Source organism: Helicobacter pylori (assembly GCF_017594925.1).
In the GTDB taxonomy this organism is placed as follows: domain Bacteria; phylum Campylobacterota; class Campylobacteria; order Campylobacterales; family Helicobacteraceae; genus Helicobacter; species Helicobacter pylori_DP.
Map to the genome: position 1 here is coordinate 20,225 of NZ_JAALNT010000005.1, position 22,698 is coordinate 42,922.

Sequence of the window (22,698 nt, forward strand, 5' to 3'; positions counted from 1 at the left end):
AATATTATTTTTACAAAAGGCGTGCTGTGAAATTGTGGTTTCCTTATTTTTTAGCGATTGTGTTCTTGCATGCGTTAGGTTTGGCGTTGCTCTTTATGGCTAATAACGCTTCGTTTTATGCGGCGGCGTCTATGGCTTACATGCTCGGGGCAAAGCATGCCTTTGATGCGGATCACATCGCTTGCATAGACAACACTATTAGAAAGCTCACCCAACAAGGCAAAAACGCCTATGGTGTGGGGTTTTACTTTTCTATGGGGCATTCAAGCGTGGTGATTTTAATGACTATTATCAGCGCGTTTGCGATCGCTTGGGCTAAAGAGCATACGCCGATGCTAGAAGAAATAGGGGGGGTAGTGGGGACTTTAGTTTCTGGGCTTTTTTTGCTCATTATAGGGCTATTGAATGCGATTATTTTAATAGATTTATTAAAAATCTTCAAAAAATCGCATTCTAATGAAAGCTTGAGCCGGCAACAAAACGAAGAGATCGAACGGCTTTTAACGAGTAGGGGCTTACTCAATCGCTTTTTTAAGCCCTTGTTTAATTTCGTTTCCAAGTCGTGGCATATTTATCCTGTGGGTTTTCTTTTTGGGCTAGGCTTTGATACCGCTAGTGAAATCGCGCTTTTAGCCCTCTCTAGTAGCACGATTAAAGTGAGTGTGGTGGGCATGCTCTCTTTACCCATTCTTTTTGCCGCTGGCATGAGTTTGTTTGACACTTTAGATGGGGCGTTCATGCTCAAGGCGTATGATTGGGCGTTCAAAACCCCTTTAAGAAAAATCTATTACAACATCTCCATCACGGCCTTAAGCGTGTTTATCGCACTTTTTATCGGGTTGATTGAGCTTTTTCAAGTCGTTAGCGAGAAACTCCATTTAAAATTTGAAAACCGCCTTTTAAGCACCTTACAAAGCTTGGAATTTACAGACTTTGGCTATTACTTGGTGGGCTTATTCGTAATAGCGTTTTTAGGCTCATTCTTCTTATGGAAAATCAAATTTTCTAAATTAGAGAGCTAGATTTTAAGCCCTCAAATCATCGCTCAACAAATCTTTAAGGCTTTTATTTGAAAAACTTGGCATAAAGGCTTTAGGGTTTGAAAGGCTTTCGCTCAAATAACCTAATAATTCTTTAATTTCGTTTAATTTTTCTTCCAAATAAGCTTGAAACCCACCAATATTTTCCAATAAATTCAAAGGATTAGCCACAATCATGGAAAAAACTTCATCGTTAATAGCAATGTTTAGCTGGGTGTCAAACAAAGGGGAGGCTAAAAACTGGCAATTTTCTACAATTTCTCGCAATTCTTGTTTGATGATAGAAGCTTGCAAAGCGTCTTTATCTTCTAAACCCATGCTCTTATTGAAAAGCTTTTTGCAAGCGATTTGCAAGACTTGTAACGCTCCAACGCTCTCGTTTATATTTTTCATGTCCCTACTGAATTTAGCGATTTGTTGGGATTTTTCTATCGCATTGGTTGTAAAATCGCTTGTTTCAACACCGCCCAAATGCTTTTGAAGAGTTTTTAAAATATCCATAAAAAACCTTTTAAATAGAATTAAACGATCACAAGCATTTTTCGTTCCTTTTTTATGGAAATTTTAAAAAACACCCTTAAAAAGGTTTTTTAGGTATAATTAGCGATCTTTTAGTTTCAAATAGTAGAGAGATGGGATGAAAAAAATATGGCTTTTAGTGTGGGGTTTGTATTCTTGGGTGTTTTTGCATGCGATAGAAACGATAGAAAAAGCCCCTACAAATGTAGAAGACAGGGACAAAGCCCCCCATTTGTTGCTTTTAGCAGGGATTCAAGGCGATGAGCCTGGAGGGTTTAATGCAGCTAATTTGTTTTTAATGCACTATAGCGTTTTAAAAGGCTTGGTGGAAGTGGTTCCCGTATTGAATAAGCCTTCCATGTTAAGAAATCATAGGGGCTTGTATGGGGATATGAACCGCAAATTTGCCGCTTTAGACAAGAATGACCCTGAATACCCCACTATCCAAGAAATCAAATCCTTGATTGCAAAACCCAATATAGACGCCGTCTTGCACTTGCATGATGGCGGTGGGTATTATCGCCCTATTTATATTGATGCGATGCTCAATCCTAAACGTTGGGGGAATTGCTTTATTATTGATCAAGATGAAGTTAAGGGGGCGAAATTCCCTAACTTGCTTTCTTTTGCCAACAATACGATTGAGAGCATCAACGCCCATTTATTGCGCCCCATTGAGGAGTATCATTTAAAAAACACGCGCACTGCGCAAGGCGATACAGAAATGCAAAAAGCCCTAACTTTTTATGCGATCAATCAAAAAAAGAGTGCTTTTGCCAATGAAGCCAGCAAAGAACTCCCTTTAGCATCAAGGGTGTTTTACCACTTGCAAGCCATTGAGGGCTTACTCAATCAGCTCAATATCCCTTTTAAGCGCGATTTTGAGCTTAACCCTAACAGCGTGCATGCCCTAATCAATGATAAAAGCTTGTGGGCAAAAATCAGCTCTCTGCCTAAAATGCCCCTTTTTAATTTACGCCCTAAACTCAATCATTTCCCCTTGCCCCACAACACTAAAATCCCGCAAATCCCCATAGAGAGCAACGCTTACATTGTGGGGTTAGTCAAAAATAAACAAGAAGTGTTTTTAAAATACGGCAACAAACTCATGACACGATTATCGCCCTTTTATATAGAGTTTGATCATTCTTTAGAAGAAGTGAAAATGCGGCTTGACAATAACGATAAAATGGTTAAAATAGGGAGCGTGGTTGAAGTGAAAGAGAGTTTTTATATCCATGCTATGGACAATATCCGCGCGAATGTGATTGGTTTTAGCGTTTCTAATGAGAGTAAGCCTAATGAAATGGGCTATACGATTAGATTTAAAGATTTTCAAAAACGCTTTTCACTGGACAAGCAAGAAAGGATCTATCGCATAGAATTTTACAAAAACAACGCATTTAGCGGGATGATTCTAGTGAAATTTGTGTAGGAATGGATAAATCTTACCAAAATTTAAGGCAACGCCTAATATAAGATAACTGCCAATAAAGGATAGTCATGCTAGACATTAGAAATCTTTATTTATCATTACCTAACTTAACAGAGAGGCTAAGCAAAATAAGCAATAGACTCTACACCATGCATTCATCTTGTTCTTTTTTTAGCAAGGGAATATCGTGTTTTAGAAATAATGCATGAGATAATCCAAAAGGGTCCAAAAGGGTATGGATGGCTTAATACAGCGACTAGACAATGACTTAAAAGATAATCACTCTCGTATTCTTGTCCCTATTGGATGCATAAGGGGCTTAAGTCTCGTTGACAATAAAAAAACCTGATGGAGCTATGCATGTTGTTTGTTAAAATCTGTGAACTTATTCGCTCATCATTCAAAAGCCATTTATCTCGCGACTCCCTTTCTTTGATTGGTGGTGTAATTAGCGGCTTGAACAAGCAGATTCGTTTGTATCAAAAATGGAAATGAGAAAAGGAAAACGCGATAATTTCTTTCCCTTATTGTTATGATAAATCACCATTGAAGGGCGTAAAAACACCCAAACAAAGCATTAAAAGACAACAACCCTTTTGAATGTTGAGGTCTTTAAACTGCTACTTCTATATCACACTACCTTTATTATATTACTTCTTGCCCCGCATCCAATAAGGCTTCTTTAATCAAATCCTGTGTCGCTGGAGCGTCAAACTCTACAACCACGCTCTTTTTTTCCACGCTCGCATCAATAAAGCTCACGCCTTCAATTTCGCCCACAAATTTTTCAATCTTATCCACGCAATGGCTGCAAGTAATGCTTGGCACTTGAAAAGTTGCTTTCATTCAATGATCCTTAATTTTAAAATTCCTTAGCCTTTGGGAGTTTAAAACCACACTCACAGAGCTTAAGCTCATCGCTAAACCCGCAATCGCCGGGCTTAACATGATATTAGTCTTATAAAGAACCCCACAAGCTAAAGGGATAAACACGCTATTATAACAAAAAGCCCAAAACAAATTTTCTTTGATATTTTTAATGGTCGCCTGGCTTAATTTAATCGCGCTATAAACCGATTTAATATCGTTGTTAAAACTCACAATGTCCGCTGCTTGCACGCTCACATCGCTCCCTTTAGCCATCACCACCGCCACATCGCTCATAGCAAGACTGGGAGCGTCATTCAAGCCATCGCCCACCATCATCACGATCTGCCCTTTTTCCTTAAGCTCTTTAATCTTGTTGAGCTTGTCTTGTGGTTTAGCGTTGCTGATATAACCATCAATCCCTAATTCAAGCGCGCATTTTTGGACATTCTCTCTATTGTCCCCGCTTAAAAGAAAAGTGTTAATGCCTAATTTTTTGATTTGAGCGATATGCTCTTTCACGCCTTTTTTGGGCAAATCTTCTAAAACAAACGCCCCTAAAAGCTCGTCTTCTTTTTCATTGATCACTCTACCCACAAACACTAAAATCCCGTTTTCTTGAATTTCTAGCGTGTTAATAGGGTTAAAAAATTCGCCATTGCCTACTTTAATGATCTCTTTAGCGCCCTGATAATCTGTTTTAGCGCTGATGCCAAAGCCTGTTTTCACTTTAACTTCACTCATTTCTTTTAAGGGAGCGTTACGCTCTTTGGCATATTCTACAATCCCTTTAGCAATGACATGCTCGCTGCTCTTTTCAATGCTGCTCGCCAAACTCAATAGCTCTAATAATTCTATGTTAGAATGGACGCTTTTAACGACAGGCTTGCCGTTAGTGAGCGTGCCGGTTTTATCAAAAACGATCGTATTGACTAGCCTTGCTTTTTCTAAACTTTTAGCGTCTTTAAAAAATAATCCTAAAGAACTCGCTTTTTGGTTCGCCACTAAAATACTCATAGGCGTAGCCAAGCCTAAAGCGCAAGGGCAAGAAATCACTAAAACCGATACAAACACTTCTAAAGCGATCCCAAAATTCCACCAAAAATCAGGCTTAGGCGCGATGATGAGCCACACCACAAACGCTAAAACAGCGATAGCGATCACGCTTGGCACAAACACGCTTGAAACCTTATCCGCTAAGCGAGAAATCTCTGCCTTTGAGCTTTGGGCGTTATGAATCATTTCTATAATTTGAGACAAAGTGCTGTTTTTGTTATCTTGCGTGGCTTTCATTAAAAAACTCGTGTGGCTATTGAATGTCCCTGAAAAGACTTTATCGCCGACTTTTTTATAAACCGGCAACGCTTCACCGCTTAACATGCTCTCATCTAATTCCCCTTCGCCTTCTATGATTTCGCCATCCACCGCAATCGCGCTTCCAGGGAGGACTTTCAAAATATCCCCCACCACAATACTATCCACTAAAACTTCAATCTGTTGGTTATTTTGCATTTTAAGGGCGGTTTTTGGGGCGTTTTTCATCAAGGCTTGCATAGCATCTAAAGCTTTGTCTTTAGAAACATTTTCAATGCGTTTGCCCACCATCACAAACATTAAAATCACGCACACGCTTTCAAAATAATAATGCCCATAAGACCACTGGCTTGTATAAACGAAATACAATTGCCACAGGCTTGAGATTAAGGCAGCACTTGTGCCTATGGCGATAAGGCTACTCATGTTGGGTTGTCTGTGCCATAAGGCTTTAAACCCCTGAATGTAAAAATCCCTCCCCCAATGCATGACAATGAGTGCGCCTATAAGCTGTAAGCAAGCGTTTAAAAAATTACTATGGTTGTTAATCGTAAGCAAGCTTTCAGGTAAAAGGCTAGGACTGAGCATCGCCCCCATAGAAAGATACACCACAAAAAGCGTGAAAATAACCGCCAAAGCTAATTTAACATTAGGGCTAAAAAATTCTTTTTTTTCTTCCGCCAAAGTTTTTTTAGGGCTATAGCCTAGCTTTTCAATGAGTTTAAAAATTTCGTCTAAATTGGTTTCATTTTCGTTAAATTCAATGTTAGCGCTCTTATTTAAAAGGCTCACTTCTATTTTTTTCACAAAACTTTTACGCCCTAAAGAGCGTTCAATCCCACTAGAACACGCCGTGCAAGTCATTCCCTCTATGTAAAAAGATTCTTTCATGCACTCTTATTTTTATTAAAAATAATTTTTACCATTAAAAAGAGCCACCGAATGATGCCATAAATCAAATACAGCCCCATAAACACGCTTAAAGCTTCTAAAGGGCGCACAAACACTAACGATAAAAAAATCAACACTAAGATGAAAAGCTTGAGATTCCATTTGACTTTTTTAAAATTAGGGTAGCGGATATTGCTCACCATAAGCACCCCCAATAAAACAATAAAGCTTAAAAATAACTTTTCGGTATTGCCTTCTAAAAAATGGTATTTGTTATCCAATAACACGCAAAGCACCACCAATACCGCCGCCGCAGGAATGGGGATACCGATGAAAGAATAGGGGTCGCTTGTGTTGATGCTGATATTGAATCGCGCTAATCGTATCGCTCCAAAAATCACAAACAACGCGCTCACCGCCATGCCTATGCGCCCAAAATTATACCCCACATAAAAGTAAGTAATAAGGCTTGGGGCGACTCCAAAAGCGATTACATCAGCTAGGGAGTCAAACTCTATGCCAAACTTGCTAGTAGTGTTGGTAAGCCTTGCGACACGCCCATCAAGCCCGTCTAAAATAAGACTCGCTACCACTAACCAACACGCCATGACAAATTGGTAACTGGAAGCGTAAAAAATACTCATCATGCCTAAAAAAATACTGCTAGCGGTGAAAAGATTGGGGAAAAGATAGAGAGGGTTAATAGGCATTAGAGATTCTTTTTAACTTGGCTTTTAGAGTAGGAATAAAAACAATTTTAAAATCAATTATGGGAATAAAAATTTTACAAGCGCTAAAAAACTCACAAAAAAAGAGCGTTAGAACAAACGCTTTATAACGCTGTTGATAAGTGCGGGTTTTTAGAAAACAAAATCTAAAAAAAAGCTTTAAACAAACAGAATGTTTATCATAAGGCTTTAAACCCTTATCAAAAATCTGTTTGTAAGCTCGCACTCTTAACTCGCTTGCTCTTCTAAAGGGATCAAACGGCTTTCTAAATTGTTGGCGGCTTCGTATTCGCTGATGATTTCACGCACCCTCTCGCCTGTAATGACTTCTTTGTCAAACAATTCTTTGACCATGATTTCAATCGCTTCTCTATAGTCGCTCAAGGTTTGTTTGACATGCTCATAGCGCTCTTCTAGCAAGTTTTTAATGAAAAGATCCATTTCTTCTGCAGTCTTTTCGCTAAATTCCCTACTGCTTCCATAACCGCCTCCTAAAAAGGCGTTCCGCTGTTTTTCTAACACCATAAGCCCACTGACACTGCTCATGCCGTAGTAACTCACCATGCCTTTAATAATATCAGTCGCCCTTTCTAAATCGTTGCTCGCACCGGTAGAAATTTCTTCTAAAAAGACATCTTCAGCCGCTCTTCCGCCTAAAAGCACATCAATTTCAGCGATGAGTTCGTGTTTTTGCATCAAGTATTTGTTTTCTTCGGGCGTGTTAAGGGTGTAGCCCAAAGCCGCCATACCCCTTGGAATGATAGAGACTTTATTCACTCTCGCACTCCCTTTAGTCATTTCAGAAATCACGGCATGCCCGCTTTCATGGTAGGCGACGATCTTCTTTTCCTTAGGACTGATGCGCCTACTTTTCTTTTCTAACCCTGCAATCCCCCTTTCAACCGCTTCTTTTAAATGCTGTTGCCTGACTTCTTTTTGGTTGTTTCTTCCTGCTAAAAGCGCGGCTTCATTGATGATATTCGCTAAATCCGCTCCTGCAAGCCCTGCAGTGAGTTTGGCGACTTCTTGCAAATTCACATCATTAGCGAGTTTCACGCCTTTAATATGCACTTTTAAGATTTCTACCCTGCCATTAAAATCAGGCTTATCCACTAAAACCTGCCTGTCAAAGCGCCCTGGACGCATCAACGCCGGATCTAAGATTTCAGGGCGGTTCGTTGCAGCTAAGACAATCACAGGTGCGTTTTCGCTCCCAAAACCATCCATTTCGGCTAAGAGTTGGTTTAAGGTTTGCTCTCTTTCATCGTTCCCGCTCACCACGCCTCCAGCCGCTCGGCTTTTACCTATGGCATCAATTTCATCAATAAAAATGATGCTAGGGGCTTGTTTTTTAGCGGTTTCAAACAAATCCCTAACCCTGCTTGCCCCTAAGCCCACAAACATTTCAATAAAACTGCTCCCTCCCATAGAGAAAAACGGCACATGCGCTTCGCCGGCTACCGCTTTGGCTAAAAGGGTTTTACCGGTTCCTGGAGGCCCTACTAACAGCACGCCTTTAGGGATTTTAGCCCCTAAATTGGCGTATCGTTCAGGGTATTTTAAGAAATCTACGATTTCTACCACCTCTTCTTTGGCTTCTTCATTGCCCGCCATGTCATTAAAACGCACATTGGGTTTTTCAGCGTTAATGAGTTTTTTCGCGCTCCCCATGCCAAAAATACCCCCACCCATATTTTTTTGCATGCGGTTTGCCATAAACATCCATAGCCCTAAAATCACTAAAATAGGCATGAGCCACCCTAGCATGTCGGTAAAAAAGTTAGACTCGCTAAAACCAGAATAATTGATTTTTTTCTCGTCTAACAAAGGCACTAAGGTTAGATCAGGCACTCGTTTAGCGATATAAATCACACGATTGTTGCCCTCTTTATGGCTGGCTTTGATCAAAGTTTGACCGATACTCACATTTTCCACTTCATTATTGCTGATGAGCTGTTTGATTTCATGGTAGCTCACATTTTTAGTGCTAGAAGCTAAGAAATTGTCCGAAAAACTGCCATCAGAATTGAAAGAACGCAGAAAAAAAATGAGTAAAATCCCTCCAAGAACCGCAAGGATAATGGGACTTTGAAAAAAAGGTTTTTTAGGTTCGTTCGTTGGTTTCATTATAATCCTTAATTTATTGGTTGTTTTTTAAGCAATTTTAGAGCGACCCATTCGTTACGTTGCCGTTGCTCTAAAACCTCAAATCCATTATAATAGATCTGTAAAACAGAGTTTAAATGGGTTTCTAAAATCCCTGATAAAATAAGAGTGTGGTTACAAAGCCGCACAAATTCACTATACAAACTCTTAATCACATCAGCGACAAGGTTCGCCACAATGATATCAAAACGCCCTTCAATTTTTTGCGTAGAGCCATAAATGACCTTATCTTGCGCTAATAGGGGTATTTGATTCAAACTAAAATTTTTTAGGGTTTCTTCAACGGCTAAACTATCCGTATCGCAAGCTACTAAAGCGCTAACGCCTTGTTTTTTTAGAGCGATGCTTAAAATCCCGCTCCCACAGCCCACATCTAAGGCGTTTTTGCGTTTTAAATCAAGGTTAGAGAGCAGTTCCAAACACATAGAAGTGCTTTCATGATGGCCTGATCCAAAGGCCAAAGCCGGATCAATCATTATGCAATCATTTGTAACAACATGGCTTGGCTTTTGATGCCAGCTAGGGTGTATGTAAAATTTGGCACATTGCACCGGCAAAATAGCTTGTTTGTAGGCTTCTAGCCAGTCTTTTGAAGCCAGATTGCGTGAAAGATAGAAAAAATCAAACTCACTTTGCAAGTTTTGTTTTAAATTCAAACAAAACGCTTCTAATGCTGGAATGAGCGAGTTATTCAAATCCTTTTGAGAGCGTAAAATAACGAAATTTTTGAGATGTGGGGGTTTTTCTTTTAAATGTTCTTTTAAAGGATCATGAGTGGCGAAATAATGCCAACTGGATTGGCTTATAAATTCAATGGTTTCTTTATCGTCAAACGCTTTTAAATTTTCTAGGCTTGATTCTTCTAAGGCTAGATGCGTGGTGTCTAAAAGAAAGCTCTCAAAAAGCTCTCGCTCCTTAGGGAAGATAAAGAAAAACTCATAATACATTGGCTTTAACACTCAATCGTTTGTCCCTAAAACAACCTCTAATTTTTCTTTCAAAACTTGGGGGGTAAAAGGTTTCACAATGTAGTTGTTCACGCCCGCTTTCAAAGCCGTAATGACTTCGGCCTTACCGCCCTCTGTGGTGATCATAATAATAGGGATTTCTTTAAAACGGCTATCAGAGCGCACTTTTTTAACGAGATCCAAGCCGTTCATTTCAGGCATGTTCCAATCTGTGATAAGCACCTTAGTGTCCGCATTAGCGTCTAGTTTCTCCCAAGCTTCCACCCCATGCTCAGCTTCTAAAACATCTTCATAGCCTAAGCGTGAAAGTGTATTTTTAATAATTCTTCTCATAGTTGAGCTATCATCTACTACCAGTAGTTTCAAAGTACTTCTCCTTTTAAGATTGCATTTAAATTAGGCTCTTTTTAAACAGCCAAAGCGTCTCTAACGCCTTATAATAATAAATCATTCCAAATAATAGCATGTTTTGATTAAAATTACCTTGACCAACAATAATCATTGGCTAAATGGAGCGTTTAATGAGCGTTCTCATTTGTAAAAAAATTCAGTTTGTTTGCTATCATAATAGTTTAAAAGTAATAAAATAACTTTTGAGTGCGATAAAGGGTCATTGGATGGTTTGAAAAAAGAAAGACAAGGATTTTACAAGTAAGTGTATTATTTAAGAATTTTAATACTGGGTATAAGTTTTTTAAATATTTTAAATGCTGAAAATTTGAGTTACATGTCTTCTTCTTATCAAATAGGCACGGTGTTTATGCGCCCTTTAAACACTAACAAGCTTTTACAAGGGGCTTCAATCCTTCAAGGCTATGAAGTGAATCCTAAAAACGATTGGGCTTATTCTAGGTATTATTTCTTTATAGATTATGGCAATGTGCTTTTTAATAATGACTCTACTTTGCAAGCGAACATGTTCACTTATGGGGTGGGAGGGGATTTCATGGTCGCCTACGCTAAAAACCCTATCAACCGCTGGGCTTTTTTCTTTGGCTTGCAACTGGCCGCTAACACATGGATACTCAACAATAAAGTCAAAGATTTGGTGGTGAATACTTGGGATTCATTAAAAGATTTCAATTTTCACAACACTTATTTTAGGGCTATCGGGAAGTTTGGGGTGCAGTTTCGCACGATCGTTTTGTATCATAAGGTGGATGTGGAAATTGGCATGAAAATCTTTTTAACGCCTGAAAGGCGCAGCTTGTTTGAAAGGAGTTTTTTGTTTTTTGTTTCGCACTCGTGGCATTTTTAAGTGGCATTTTTAAAATGGCGGAGAGAGAGGGATTCGAACCCTCGAAGGCTTGCACCTTACACGCGTTCCAGGCGTGCTCCTTCAACCACTCGGACATCTCCCCTTAAAACGGGCTTATTATAGCTAAGATTTGTTTAAAAAGGGCTTATTTCAAAAGGAGTGAATTTTTAGAAATGACACCATCTATTTGATTTTTAGCGCAAATTTCCCACAACTCTGTATCGTTTAGATCCATAGAAAACAAGATTTTGCTATCTAATAAGTAATTAGTGGCGTGTTGTTGGGCGAGTATGGCTTGCTTAATATCCTTAAAAATACAATAGAGTGGTTTGAAAGCGTTGAATAAAAAAAAGGTGTCCGTTTCTATCTTGTGCGATAAAAAGATCACGCTAAAATTGACGCTATTTTCACAGCAATACTTAGCTAATTCCAAATTTTTTGGGTTTGCTTCAAAACACACTATATCGTTATTGGCGCTGGAATGAATAGCATCGGTGTTTTTAATGAAAACAAAACGAGTGCTAGGGATTAAAGGGTGTCCTAAAATAAGCATGTTTACCCCTTATCATTCAAACAAGTTTCACTGCAATAGGCTACCGCTCCGCTGTAAATAGCGTCTTTGCTAGAGACATAGGTTTGGCATTTAGAGCATACAATCATGTGATCTTCTAATTCTTTGGGGGTTTGTTGCGTATAAGAGTGGTTGTCTTTGGGGTCGTCTTTAAGGGGTTTTTGCTTTAAAAACAAACGCCATAAAACCCACACGATAATGAGTAGGGGGATTAAAATTCTTAACATAAACTTTCCTTTGATTTGTAAAAATAAATGCGCTTTTGATGCATAAAGCATTCAGTGGTTTTATAAGCGATTTCATCTTTTAACTGCTCGCCTTTATAGAATAAAAAATGTCCCTTATCTTTTAGGAAGCGTTGGCTTTTTTCTATCAAAAAAGAAGAGCTAGCGACCGCTCTAGAGGTGATTAAATCCACTTGTAAAAGATTTTGATAGTCTTCTAAACGCTTTTTAATGATTTCAATGTTTTTTAAAGGCAAAACGCTTTTAAGGTAGTTTAAAAAAGCCGCTCTTTTTATTCTTGGCTCTAAAAGAATGAATTGCGCTTCAGGTTTTTCAAGGGCTAAAGGGATAGCAGGAAGTCCCGCCCCGCTCCCAATATCCAAGCAGCTTTTAAAATCTTTGATAAATTCTAAGGGCTTTAGAGCGTCTGTGATCTGGGGTTCTAACTCGCTTAAATTCCTCGCACCGCTCAAATTGTGCGTTTGATTCCATTCTAAAAGGATGCGTGCATAATCTTGCAACAAGGGATTCATAAAATCAGCATCCCATCGCCATAGGAATAAAAACGATACTTCTTTTCTATGGCTATTTTGTAGATTTCTTTGGTTTTTTCTAAGCCTATCATGGCACTCACAAGCATTAAAAGGCTTGATTTGGGCAAATGGAAATTAGTGAGCAAATGATTAACATACTGAATAGGATTGGCAAGATGCAAGAAAATGTCGCATTCAAACGATTCTTGATTAGGGTTTTTTAAACGCTTAAAGTATTCCACGCTCCTTAAAGCGGTCGTGCCGATGCATAAAATCTCTTGGGATTCTTGCAAAATTTCTTGGCTCTTTTTAGGAATGCGTAAAACTTCTGTATGGATTTGATGCTCTCTAATATCCTTAGTTTCTACGCCAAGAAAAGTCCCAGCCCCCACATGCAAGGTCAAAAAAGCGTGCTTGAAATCTTTCAATAATTTTTCTAAGGTATTTTGAGAAAAATGCAATGACGCCGTAGGGGCAGCCACCGCGCCGATGTGTTTAGCGAACACGCTCTGGTATTCATGCGCATCCAAACTCTCATCCGCTCTTTTAATATAAGGGGGTAAGGGCATATGCCCGTATTGTTCTAAAAGCTTTAAGATATTTTCTTGATTTAAGGGGGTTTGATTGTCATAAAAAGCGATCAAGCGCTGGCCGTTATGAAGCAATTCTAAGACTTCAGCGTGATAATTTGTATCAAAAAAGATTTTATCCCCCACTTTGATCTTACCCTTAATTTGAGTTAGGGCGGTGTTGCCTTTAAAAAAGCGGTGGAAAAACACTTCAGTCGTTTTTGATGGCAAAAAGGCATGTTTAGATCCAAAAAGCCTAGCCTTCATCACTTTAGTGTCGTTCAACACCACAAGGGCGTTTTTAGGGAAAAAGTCTAAAACATGCTCAAAAGTGGTGTGCGTGATTGTTTGCGAACGCCTTTCATAGACGAGTAATTTAGCCTTTTCTTTGGGCAAAACGGGGTAGTTTGCGATCAATTCCTTAGGCAAATGATAATCATAGCTTTCTAAATCAAATTCTTTCAACTACGACTCGCTCTTTGTATGCTCTTTGGTGTCATTTTCGTGATCGCTTTCGTCGTCTTTAGGAGCCGGATTGACCATTTTGGCAATCAAAATAGAAAGCCCATAAAGCCCCACTAAAGGCAACGCCATAAAGATTTGACTCACCACATCAGGAGGAGTGATAATCGCTGCTACAATAAAAATCACTACAATAGCGTATTTGAAATACGCTTTCAAGCTCGCATCGGTAATCAAGCCCACTTTAGCTAAAAAATACGCCAAAACAGGCAATTCAAACGCCACGCCAAAGCCTAAAATCAAGCGCGTGAAAAAGCTCACGTAACTGGACGCAGAAATATTGGCCGCAAACACATCGCTCCCAAAAGTGGCCAAGTATTCAATAATGAAAGGGAACACCACATAATAAGAAAACGCCGCCCCCATTAAAAACATGCCGCTCCCAAAAAACACAAAAGGCAAAATCACTTTTTTTTCATTCTTATAAAGCCCTGGAGCGATAAAAAGCCACAATTGCCAAAAAATAATGGGCATGGAAATGACGATAGCGGCTGAAAAACTGATTTTAACCGCTACCATGACCCCTTCAATAGGGGAGAGCTGAATGAGCGTGCCTTTATAAGAATTTTTAACGAATTCAAAAATATTTTTCCAAAAATGAAAACACCCCAAAAACGCCACTAAAATCGTTCCCACAGAAACCATCAAACGCTTTCTTAGTTCCTGTAAATGCGGTTTTAAATCTTCAAACATGCTCTTTTTCTTTGTTGTGTTCTTTAGCGTTGTTATCGGTTGTTAATTGGACTTCTTTATGAGATTTATCGCTTGAAACTTCTTCATTTAAGGCTTCTTCATTGGAAACTTCTTCATTTAAATGGTTAGGGAGCGTGTTGGTTTCTAAGCTGCGTTGGTAATCTTGCATCAAATCCTGAATGCTTTTAATCTCATTTTCTGCAGTTATTTTAGCGTCTTCTAATTCTTCAATCTTAACGCCTTTAAGACTCTCCACTTTATTTTCAAAGAGTTTTTGATACTCTAGGGTTTCTTTTTTGATTTCTTCAATATTGATTTCTTTATCTAAAGTGTCCTTAGCGTCATTGAGCGTTTTTTTAACCGTGCGAAAAAATTTCACCACATCCACGACAGCCTGGGGGAATTTTTCTGGCCCTAAAAAAATAATCGCTACAATCAACACCACAAGGATTTCAAAAAAGCCCATGCCAAACATGATAATCTACTTTCACACCCTTTAAAATTTTATCGTTATTGTAGTGTAATTTTCTTTCTAAACAAGATTAAAATAAAGTTTGGGGGTTTAAAGTAGGGATTTTTAAAAGCGCATGGGTTTTAGGCGTGGCGATTCTGCCTTTAGCGGTGCGCTCTAAATAACCATTAGCGAGTAAAAAAGGCTCAATCACGTCTTCAATCGTGCCTTCATCTTCCCTCATAGATGCTGCAATCGTGTTCAAACCCACCGGCTTTCCTTGAGCGCTAGCCAACAAAGATAAATACGCCAAATCCGCTTCATCAAAGCCTAATTCATTCACGCCTAATTCATTCAAAGCATGCAAAGTGATGTTTAAATCCATCAAGCTTGAATTTTTGACTAGCGCAAAATCGCGCACCCTTTTTAAAAGCCTTAAAGCGATCCTTGGTGTGCCTCTACTCCTTTTAGCGATTTCATCAGCACTTTCTTCTTTGATGTCTTGGTTGAGTTTAACGGCGGCTTTTTTAATGATGAGGGCTAGTTCGCTAGGGCTATAAAATTGCATTCTAAAACTCATGCCAAATCTGTCTCTTAAGGGGTTAGAGAGCATTCCGGCTCTAGTGGTAGCGCCAATAAGGGTGAAAGGGGGTAAATCAATTTTAATGGTTTGAGCGGCCGGGCCTGAGCCTATGATAATATCCAGTCTAAAATCTTCCATAGCCGGGTATAAAACCTCTTCAATCGCTGGGCTAAGCCGGTGGATTTCATCAATAAAAAGAATGTCTTTAGCTTGCAAATTCGTCAAAATGGCGGCTAAATCACCGCTTTTTTCTATCATGGGAGCGGCGGTGATTTTGATATTGGTTTCCATTTCTTTAGCGATGATATGGCTGATTGAAGTTTTACCCAAACCGGGCGGGCCAAAAAAGAGCATGTGATCCAAACTTTCTTGGCGTTTTTTAGCCGCGCAAATAGAAATTTGCAAGTTGCTTTTAATCTTTTCTTGACCGATAAAATCTTCCCAAAGATTAGGGCGCAAACTCACTTCTTGAGAAGTTTCAAAATCCAAAGTTTCTAAATTGACTATCCGTTCTTTCATTTAATGATAACTTTCTAATTCGTTAGGGAAGTTTCCCTTTTTCACATCGTCAGCGTATTGTTGAATCGCGTTTTGAACCAGTTCTTTCCCTTTAAGGTATTCTCGCACGAATTTAGGTTTAAAGCTATCAAAAAAGCCCAACATGTCGCTCCACACTAAAATCTGCCCGTCGCAATCTTTACCGCTCCCTATGCCGATCGTGGGGATTTTGATTTTTTGCGTGATTTTCTGAGCGATAGGGGTGGTTATACCCTCTAAAACCAACAAACCCACCCCAGCTTCTTCTAAACTCAAGGCGTCTTCTAAAAGCTTTTTTTGTTGTTCTTCATTTTTGCCCTTAATCTTATAACCCCCATCAAGACGCACGAATTGGGGCATTAAGCCGATGTGTCCTACCACGATAACGCCCTCATCAGTGAGCGTTTTAATGAGCTTTGCTTTTTCTTTCCCGCCTTCTAGCTTGATCGCACTCGCTTGGGTTTCTTTATAAACTCTAATGGCGTTTTTTAGGGCTGTTTTTTCATCTTTATAGCTTCCAAAGGGCATGTCTGTGATGATAAAAGGAGTCTTAGCGCCTGTGCACACGGCTTTGGTGTGATAGAGCATCATTTCCACACTCGCACTTAAAGTGTCGTTTTGATTGAAAAAACTCATATTCAAACTATCGCCCACTAAAATCACATCCACTAGCGGATCAAATATTTGAGCGAATAGCGCATCATAAGCGGTAATAGCGATGATCTTTTCTTGATTTTTTTTAGCTTGGAGGTGGTTGAGAGTGGTTTTTTTAATTGGGGCGGTTTGCATGCTCATTAAAAATCCTAAGTGTTAAATATAGTGGCATTGTAGCATGACTTTATTGGGGTGGGTAAAAATTTTACTCCATTTTAACCGGTCATTTTAATTATTTTAGTATAATTGAAAGAAACTTTTAACAAACAATTCAAGGGATTTAGCGATTTTGGGTCTTAAAAAATATGTTATTTTATGGTCTTTAATGGGGTTTTATGCGGGATTGAACGCGCTTGATTATGACACCCTAGACCCAAAATACTACAAATACATCAAGTATTATAAAGCTTATGAAGACAAAGAAGTTGAAGAATTGATCAGAGACTTAAAAAGGGCGAACGCTAAAAGCGGGCTTATTTTAGGGATCAATACCGGGTTTTTTTACAATCATGAAATCATGGTCAAAACCAATAGCTCTAGCATCACCGGGAATATTTTAAATTATTTGTTTGCCTATGGCTTGCGTTTTGGCTATCAAACTTTCAGGCCGTCGTTTTTTGCGCGCTTAGTCAAGCCCAATATCATTGGCAGGCGTATTTATATTCAATATTATGGAGGAGCTCCTAAGAAAGCGGGCTTTGGGAGCGTGGGGTTTCAATCGGTCATGCTGAATGGGGATTTTTTATTAGACTTTCCTTTGCCCTTTGTGGGGAAATACCTTTATATGGGGGGGTATATGGGTTTAGGTTTAGGGGTTGTAGCGCATGGGGTGAATTATACGGCGGAATGGGGGATGTCTTTTAACGCAGGATTGGCTCTAACGGTATTAGAAAAAAACCGCATTGAATTTGAATTTAAAATTTTGAATAATTTCCCTTTTTTGCAATCTAATTCTTCAAAAGAGACTTGGTGGGGAGCTATAGCAAGCATTGGGTATCAATATGTGTTCTAAAAAAATAAGAAATCTCATTTTATGCTTTGGTTTTATGTTGGGCTTGCACGCTGAAGAAAATACGACTCAAGAGAGTATGACTGAAGAAAACATGATTAAAGAAAATACCTCTAAAGACGCTCCCATTCTTTTGGAAGAAAAACGCGCCCAAACGCTAGAGTTTGAAGAAAACAAGGAAGTTAAAAAGAATATTGATGAAAAAAGCCTGCTTGAAGAAATCCATAAGAAAAAACGCCAGCTTTACATGCTCAAAGGGGAATTGCATGAAAAAAATGAAGCCATCTTATTCCAGCAAATGGCTAAAAATAAGAGCGGTTTTTTTATAGGCGTAATCCTTGGCGATATAGGGATTAACGCTCATCCTAACGCCCGATCTTATGAGAGCTTTGAACCTTTAAACAATATTCAAGCTTCTCCTTTGTTGTATGGCTTAAGGAGCGGGTATCAAAAGTATTTTGCTAACGGGATTAGCGCCTTACGCTTTTATGGGGAATATTTAGGGGGGGCGATGAAAGGGTTTAAAAGCGATTCTTTAGCCTCTTATCAAACCGCAAGCTTGAATATTGATTTGTTGATGGATAAGCCTATTGACAAAGAAAAAAGGTTTGCGTTAGGGATATTTGGAGGCGTTGGAGTGGGGTGGAATGGGATGTATCAAAATTTAAAAGAGGTTAAAGGGTATTCACAGCCTAACGCTTTTGGATTAGTGCTAAATTTAGGGGTGAGCATGACGCTTAACCTCAGACACCGCTTTGAATTAGCCTTAAAAATGCCTCCCTTAAAAGAAACTTCGCAAACCTTTTTATATTATTTTAAAAGCACTAATATTTATTATATTAGTTACAACTATTTATTGTAAAGGCTCAAGGGTTGAAACTCAAATACTGGTTAGTTTATCTAGCGTTCATTATAGGACTTCAAGCGACAGATTATGACAATTTAGAAGAAGAAAACCAACAATTAGACGAAAAAATAAACCATTTAAAGCAACAGCTCACCGAAAAAGGGGTTTCGCCCAAAGAGATGGATAAGGATAAGTTTGAAGAAGAATATTTAGAGCGAACTTACCCAAAGATTTCTTCAAAGAAAAGAAAAAAATTACTCAAATCTTTTTCCATAGCCGATGATAAGAGTGGGGTTTTTTTAGGGGGTGGGTATGCTTATGGGGAACTTAACTTGTCTTATCAAGGGGAAATGTTAGACAGATACGGTGCAAATGCCCCTAGCGCGTTTAAAAACAATATCAATATTAACTCTCCTGTTTCTATGATTAGCGCTAAATTCGGGTATCAAAAATACTTCGTGCCTTATTTTGGGACACGATTTTATGGGGATTTATTGCTTGGGGGAGGGGTGTTAAAAGAGGATGCAAGCAAGCAACCTGTGGGCTCGTTTTTTTATATTTTAGGGGCTATGAATACGGATTTGTTGTTTGATATGCCTTTAGATTTTAAGACTAAAAAGCATTTTTTAGGCGTTTATGCAGGTTTTGGGATAGGGCTTATGCTTTATCAAGATAAGCCTAATCAAAACGGGAGGGATTTGGTGGTGGGGGGCTATTCAAGCCCTAATTTTTTATGGAAATCTTTGATTGAAGTGGATTACACTTTTAATGTGGGCGTGAGTTTAACGCTTTATAGGAAACACCGCTTAGAGATTGGCGCAAAATTACCGATTGGCTATTTGAGGATGGGAGTAGAAGAGGGAGCGGTTTATCACAATAAAGAAGATGATGAACGATTGTTGATTTCAGCTAACAACCAGTTCAAGCGATCCAGTTTTTTATTAGTGAATTATGCGTTCATTTTTTGAGGCTTGATTTTGGAGTTAAGGTTTAAAATTTTAGCGTTAGTCGTTTTGATTTTAGGGGGTTATTTGATTTTTAACGCTTTAATCACAAAACCCAAAGCTTTAAGTTTTAGTTTGAATAGCGAAGAGGATGCGCTCAATGACAATAATGAAGCGCTTTTTTGGGATCTAAAAAAACCCATTAAGATTAAAATAGCAGCCCCAAAGGGCATCAAACGCTACGATTTAAAAGTAACCACGCAAGATAATTTGATCTTATATGAAAAAGAAAATTTGGTATTGGATAAACCCAAGTCTTTAGAAGTGCCTTTGATCAAGCCTGAAATCATGGGGTTAGAAGACAAGTGCCTTTTATATGAAATTCAAGCTAGTGATTGGAGCTATGCTAATTTTTTCAATGGCAATAAGGCGTCTTTCAAACAAGAAGTGTGTGTTGATACGATAAAACCCTCAATCACGATTTTATCTCGTTCCCCAAGCATCGCTTATGGAGGGAGCACGATAGTTGTCTTTGAAGCTTTGGATAAGAATTTGTCTCAAGCGTTTGTGCGCGTCAAAAAAAAGGATTTTAAAGCGTTCAGGCTTGTAGAATTCAAGCAGCGTAATGTTTTTATCGCTTTAGTGCCTTGGTCTTATAAAAATAAGGATTTTAAGGCGTTCATTGTCGCTAAAGATAAAGCCTATAACTCTAATACCACCCCTTTATTGTTCAAACGAAAAACCCGTCATGTGAGGGGAAAAGAGATAGATTTAAGCGCCTTAAAGGATAAGATTGCAAAGCAAGAAAAATTTCAAAATCACACTGAGCAAACTTTATTAGAAATGTTTTCCAACGCGCGCTTAAAAGATTTAGAAAAAATCCAAAAAATCGCTTTAGAGCAAGGGGATTTTGGTAAGGATTTTTCCCATTTTCAAGCGCTAAAACCTTTGAATGGGCCTTTTAAAATGATAAGCAATTTTTTAGAAAATCGGCGTCTCTTAAAGGATAATCAGGTGTTGTTTAAATTCTTGCATTTAGGGGTGGATTTGATACCCAGTAAGGATTTATCTTTAGCGTTTGATCCATCGGTGGAGAGGGTTTTTAAGGGGGAATTAGATTTTTATGGTAATAGTTTAATCAATTGCTATGGGTTAGGTTTGTGCGTTTTTTTAGCGCATTTAAAAGATGATGAAAGCGTGGGGAGTAGTGGTTTGAAATTAGGGAGCGGGTTGCATTTAGGGGTGCTTTTGCAAGGGGTTTTTGTCCGGCCCAATGAATGGCTTAATGAGCAATGGATAAAAACCAATATCATTGCCCCCATAGAGCAAGCCAAACGGCTTTTAATGAAAGGATAGTCATGTTAAAAACGAATCAAAAAAACGTGCATGCGTTTGAAATTGAAAAGCAAGAGCCTGAGGCGGTCATGGAATTTTTAGAAAAAAACCATGCCCTTTTGCAATATTTTCTTATTATTTTTAAATACGATATTGAACCAGAAGTCAAAGCCGTTTTGCACAAACACCAGCTTTTGTTTTTAGAAACGAATCGCGCTTTAAACGGACGTCATATCAAAACCATGTCTTTAAAAGAAGAAACCAATCATCCAACACCCAATCATTCTAAAACAGAACCTAAAACAACGATTTATGAGCGTAATATCAGGAGCGGGGAAGAGATTTATAGCGCTAACCACCTTATTTTTTTGGGTAATATCCACAATGGGGCGAAGATTATTTCAGAGGGCTGTGTGTCGGTTTATGGGGTTTGCGAAGGGGCGATTGTGTGCTTTGGAGAGTGCTTGATTTTAAAAGAAGTCAAGAGCGCTCAAATCGTTTTTCAAAATAAAATTTTGTCTTTAAAAGAGGTTGAACGGTTTTTAGTAAATAAAAATATTAAAATAATCACTAAAAATGACGATATACTAGACATAAAGGAAGTATTATGAAACAAACAACCATTAACCACTCTGTGGAATTAGTAGGGATAGGCTTACACAAGGGCGTTCCTGTGAAGCTTGTTTTAGAGCCTTTAGGAGAAAATCAAGGCATTGTTTTTTACCGCTCTGATTTGGGCGTGAAGCTCCCCTTAAAATCTGAAAACATCGTGGATACCAAAATGGCAACCGTGTTGGGTAAGGATAACGCTAGAATTTCTACGATTGAGCATTTGCTTTCGGCTGTTCATGCGTATGGCATTGATAATCTTAAGATCTCTGTGGATAACGAAGAAATCCCTATCATGGATGGGAGTGCTTTGACTTATTGCATGCTTTTAGATGAAGCGGGGGTTAAAGAATTGGACGCTCCTAAAAAGGTGATGGAAATCAAGCAAGCCGTTGAGGTTAGAGAGGGCGATAAATTCGTTAAAATTGAGCCAGACAGCCAGCTTTCTTTGAATTTCACGATTGATTTTAACCATCCGGTTATCGCTAAGCAAGCCCATCATTTCGTCTTTAGTAAAACCGCTTACAAAGAGCAAGTCGCTAAAGCTCGCACCTTTGGGTTTTTGCAAGAAGTGAATTACTTGCGATCCATTGGTTTGGCTAAAGGGGGGAGCTTGAATAATTGCATCGTGCTAGATGAAAACAGCATTTTGAATAAAGAGGGCTTGAGATGCGAAAAGGAATTCGTGTGCCACAAGATTTTGGACGCTATGGGGGATCTGATGGTCTTAGGCATGCCTGTGATGGGCAAATACACTTCTTTTTCAGGTAGCCACAAGCTCAATTCTATGCTGGTTAAAGCCATTTTAGCGGATGCTAAAAATTATGAAGTTTTGATCGCTTCGGATCCAGTCAAAGAATTTGCGTTGCAAAAGGCTTTCGCTTAATCCTGAATTTAGGGCTTATTTTTTGGAATTGGATTTAGTGCTTATCTCTTTAGGCGAGAGAGTCTTGCTTGGGGTGTATCAAAACAATTTTTTATGCACTTCTTACACTTCCAAACTAAAAACAAGCGAAGCTTTAGTGGGAGTTTTTTCGCAATTATTCAAAGATTTTAAAAACCCTACTTTACCGGCGATTAAGGGGGTTTATTACGCTAAAGGGCCAGGGAGTTTCACTAGCTTAAAGCTCACGCATGTTTTCTTACACACTTTGGCTTTAATCCATGACTTTGAACTCTATTCAACCACAGGCTTTGATTTTAACGACAACACGCCCATTTTGGCGTATGCCAATAAATACTTTGTTTCAAAAGAAAGGGAAAGCTTGAGCGATTTTAAGGATTTGAAAATTGTGCCAAAAGATTTCATGCTGCCCTCTTTTTTAGAGAAAGACAAATTCACCCAATTGAACACGCCGTTTTACATTTTGCCTCCTATTTAGTGTATAATGCTAGTTTTAAAAATGAAAGGGTATCAACAATAGGGGTTTA

General features: G+C 38.7%; 26 protein-coding genes and 1 tRNA gene. 10 read left to right on the plus strand and 17 right to left on the minus strand.

Annotation, left to right across the window (positions count from 1 at the left end; genetic code table 11):
• Nucleotides 1–26 precede the first annotated feature (26 nt).
• Complete coding sequence (locus G6069_RS03130; protein WP_197293345.1) at nucleotides 27–1,022, plus strand: HoxN/HupN/NixA family nickel/cobalt transporter; 996 nt, start codon at nucleotides 27–29, stop codon at nucleotides 1,020–1,022.
• Nucleotides 1,023–1,025: 3 nt separating this feature from the next.
• Here G6069_RS03130 and G6069_RS03135 read toward each other — a convergent pair whose 3' ends face one another.
• Nucleotides 1,026–1,541: a flagellar FLiS export co-chaperone gene (locus G6069_RS03135; RefSeq protein ID WP_079368890.1), complete on the minus strand. Its 516-nt coding sequence runs from the start codon at nucleotides 1,539–1,541 to the stop codon at nucleotides 1,026–1,028.
• A 136-nt stretch (nucleotides 1,542–1,677) separates the two neighbouring features.
• Between G6069_RS03135 and csd4 the strand changes: the two genes are divergently transcribed.
• Complete coding sequence (gene csd4 / locus G6069_RS03140; RefSeq protein ID WP_197293346.1) at nucleotides 1,678–2,994, plus strand: DL-carboxypeptidase Csd4; 1,317 nt, start codon at nucleotides 1,678–1,680, stop codon at nucleotides 2,992–2,994.
• 645 nt (nucleotides 2,995–3,639) lie between these two features.
• Here csd4 and copP read toward each other — a convergent pair.
• From copP to G6069_RS03175, 7 genes are read right to left on the minus strand one after another with little or no spacing between them, the layout of a single operon-like run.
• Complete coding sequence (gene copP / locus G6069_RS03145; protein WP_000648276.1) at nucleotides 3,640–3,840, minus strand: copper-binding metallochaperone CopP; 201 nt, start codon at nucleotides 3,838–3,840, stop codon at nucleotides 3,640–3,642.
• Nucleotides 3,841–6,066 (minus strand): copper-translocating P-type ATPase CopA, encoded by a 2,226-nt coding sequence (gene copA, locus G6069_RS03150; protein ID WP_197293347.1) that lies wholly within the window; start codon nucleotides 6,064–6,066, stop codon nucleotides 3,841–3,843.
• Nucleotides 6,063–6,776, minus strand: a complete 714-nt coding sequence (gene pssA / locus G6069_RS03155) for a CDP-diacylglycerol--serine O-phosphatidyltransferase (protein ID WP_197293348.1) — start codon at nucleotides 6,774–6,776, stop codon at nucleotides 6,063–6,065. The genes copA and pssA overlap by 4 nt, the downstream gene beginning before the upstream one ends.
• On the minus strand, nucleotides 6,766–7,020 hold the full coding sequence (locus G6069_RS03160; protein WP_197293349.1) for a hypothetical protein: 255 nt from the start codon (nucleotides 7,018–7,020) through the stop codon (nucleotides 6,766–6,768). The genes pssA and G6069_RS03160 overlap by 11 nt, the downstream gene beginning before the upstream one ends.
• 2 nt (nucleotides 7,021–7,022) lie before the next feature.
• The gene (gene ftsH, locus G6069_RS03165; protein WP_000805277.1) at nucleotides 7,023–8,921 is read right to left on the minus strand and encodes an ATP-dependent zinc metalloprotease FtsH; all 1,899 of its coding nucleotides are present in this window, start codon (nucleotides 8,919–8,921) and stop codon (nucleotides 7,023–7,025) included.
• An 8-nt stretch (nucleotides 8,922–8,929) separates the two neighbouring features.
• On the minus strand, nucleotides 8,930–9,907 hold the full coding sequence (gene prmA, locus G6069_RS03170) for a 50S ribosomal protein L11 methyltransferase (RefSeq protein WP_197293387.1): 978 nt from the start codon (nucleotides 9,905–9,907) through the stop codon (nucleotides 8,930–8,932).
• A 12-nt stretch (nucleotides 9,908–9,919) separates the two neighbouring features.
• Nucleotides 9,920–10,294, minus strand: coding sequence for a chemotaxis response regulator CheY (locus G6069_RS03175; protein WP_000772151.1), 375 nt, complete (start codon nucleotides 10,292–10,294; stop codon nucleotides 9,920–9,922).
• 289 nt (nucleotides 10,295–10,583) lie between these two features.
• Between G6069_RS03175 and G6069_RS03180 the strand changes: the two genes are divergently transcribed.
• The gene (locus G6069_RS03180; protein WP_000291621.1) at nucleotides 10,584–11,186 is read left to right on the plus strand and encodes an outer membrane protein; all 603 of its coding nucleotides are present in this window, start codon (nucleotides 10,584–10,586) and stop codon (nucleotides 11,184–11,186) included.
• A gap of 15 nt (nucleotides 11,187–11,201) precedes the next feature.
• Here the strand turns inward: G6069_RS03180 and G6069_RS03185 are convergent.
• The 9 genes from G6069_RS03185 to panB form a co-directional block, all read right to left on the minus strand.
• Nucleotides 11,202–11,289: transfer RNA gene (locus G6069_RS03185), tRNA-Ser, on the minus strand.
• A gap of 42 nt (nucleotides 11,290–11,331) precedes the next feature.
• Nucleotides 11,332–11,739, minus strand: coding sequence for a hypothetical protein (locus G6069_RS03190; RefSeq protein ID WP_150199725.1), 408 nt, complete (start codon nucleotides 11,737–11,739; stop codon nucleotides 11,332–11,334).
• 2 nt (nucleotides 11,740–11,741) lie between these two features.
• Entirely contained in the window at nucleotides 11,742–11,984 is a 243-nt protein-coding gene (locus G6069_RS03195) for a PP0621 family protein (RefSeq protein WP_000944384.1), read from the minus strand.
• Nucleotides 11,978–12,514, minus strand: coding sequence for a 16S rRNA (guanine(527)-N(7))-methyltransferase RsmG (gene rsmG / locus G6069_RS03200; RefSeq protein WP_079369193.1), 537 nt, complete (start codon nucleotides 12,512–12,514; stop codon nucleotides 11,978–11,980). Before rsmG ends, G6069_RS03195 begins: the two co-directional genes overlap by 7 nt.
• Nucleotides 12,511–13,548, minus strand: a complete 1,038-nt coding sequence (queA, locus tag G6069_RS03205) for a tRNA preQ1(34) S-adenosylmethionine ribosyltransferase-isomerase QueA (RefSeq protein WP_197293350.1) — start codon at nucleotides 13,546–13,548, stop codon at nucleotides 12,511–12,513. Before queA ends, rsmG begins: the two co-directional genes overlap by 4 nt.
• Nucleotides 13,549–14,298: a twin-arginine translocase subunit TatC gene (tatC, locus tag G6069_RS03210; protein ID WP_097638823.1), complete on the minus strand. Its 750-nt coding sequence runs from the start codon at nucleotides 14,296–14,298 to the stop codon at nucleotides 13,549–13,551.
• On the minus strand, nucleotides 14,291–14,773 hold the full coding sequence (tatB, locus tag G6069_RS03215) for a Sec-independent protein translocase protein TatB (RefSeq protein WP_197293351.1): 483 nt from the start codon (nucleotides 14,771–14,773) through the stop codon (nucleotides 14,291–14,293). Before tatB ends, tatC begins: the two co-directional genes overlap by 8 nt.
• A gap of 67 nt (nucleotides 14,774–14,840) precedes the next feature.
• Nucleotides 14,841–15,851, minus strand: coding sequence for a Holliday junction branch migration DNA helicase RuvB (gene ruvB, locus G6069_RS03220; RefSeq protein ID WP_197293352.1), 1,011 nt, complete (start codon nucleotides 15,849–15,851; stop codon nucleotides 14,841–14,843).
• A complete protein-coding gene (gene panB / locus G6069_RS03225) occupies nucleotides 15,852–16,664 on the minus strand; it encodes a 3-methyl-2-oxobutanoate hydroxymethyltransferase (RefSeq protein ID WP_097708472.1) in 813 nt (270 codons plus the stop codon).
• Nucleotides 16,665–16,812: 148 nt separating this feature from the next.
• Here panB and G6069_RS03230 point away from each other — a divergent pair, with 148 nt between their 5' ends.
• From G6069_RS03230 to G6069_RS03260, 7 genes are read left to right on the plus strand one after another with little or no spacing between them, the layout of a single operon-like run.
• Nucleotides 16,813–17,535, plus strand: a complete 723-nt coding sequence (locus tag G6069_RS03230) for a hypothetical protein (protein ID WP_197293353.1) — start codon at nucleotides 16,813–16,815, stop codon at nucleotides 17,533–17,535.
• On the plus strand, nucleotides 17,525–18,394 hold the full coding sequence (locus G6069_RS03235; protein ID WP_197293354.1) for an outer membrane beta-barrel protein: 870 nt from the start codon (nucleotides 17,525–17,527) through the stop codon (nucleotides 18,392–18,394). The genes G6069_RS03230 and G6069_RS03235 overlap by 11 nt, the downstream gene beginning before the upstream one ends.
• An 11-nt stretch (nucleotides 18,395–18,405) precedes the next feature.
• A complete protein-coding gene (locus G6069_RS03240) occupies nucleotides 18,406–19,347 on the plus strand; it encodes an outer membrane beta-barrel protein (protein ID WP_197293355.1) in 942 nt (313 codons plus the stop codon).
• A 9-nt stretch (nucleotides 19,348–19,356) separates the two neighbouring features.
• A complete protein-coding gene (locus tag G6069_RS03245) occupies nucleotides 19,357–20,679 on the plus strand; it encodes a M23 family metallopeptidase (RefSeq protein WP_197293356.1) in 1,323 nt (440 codons plus the stop codon).
• Nucleotides 20,680–20,681: 2 nt separating this feature from the next.
• Nucleotides 20,682–21,269, plus strand: a complete 588-nt coding sequence (minC, locus tag G6069_RS03250; RefSeq protein WP_197293357.1) for a septum site-determining protein MinC — start codon at nucleotides 20,682–20,684, stop codon at nucleotides 21,267–21,269.
• On the plus strand, nucleotides 21,266–22,153 hold the full coding sequence (gene lpxC / locus G6069_RS03255; RefSeq protein WP_197293358.1) for a UDP-3-O-acyl-N-acetylglucosamine deacetylase: 888 nt from the start codon (nucleotides 21,266–21,268) through the stop codon (nucleotides 22,151–22,153). Before minC ends, lpxC begins: the two co-directional genes overlap by 4 nt.
• Before the next feature lie 22 nt (nucleotides 22,154–22,175).
• Nucleotides 22,176–22,649, plus strand: coding sequence for a tRNA threonylcarbamoyladenosine biosynthesis protein TsaB (locus G6069_RS03260; RefSeq protein WP_197293359.1), 474 nt, complete (start codon nucleotides 22,176–22,178; stop codon nucleotides 22,647–22,649).
• The last annotated feature ends 49 nt before the right edge of the window (nucleotides 22,650–22,698 follow it).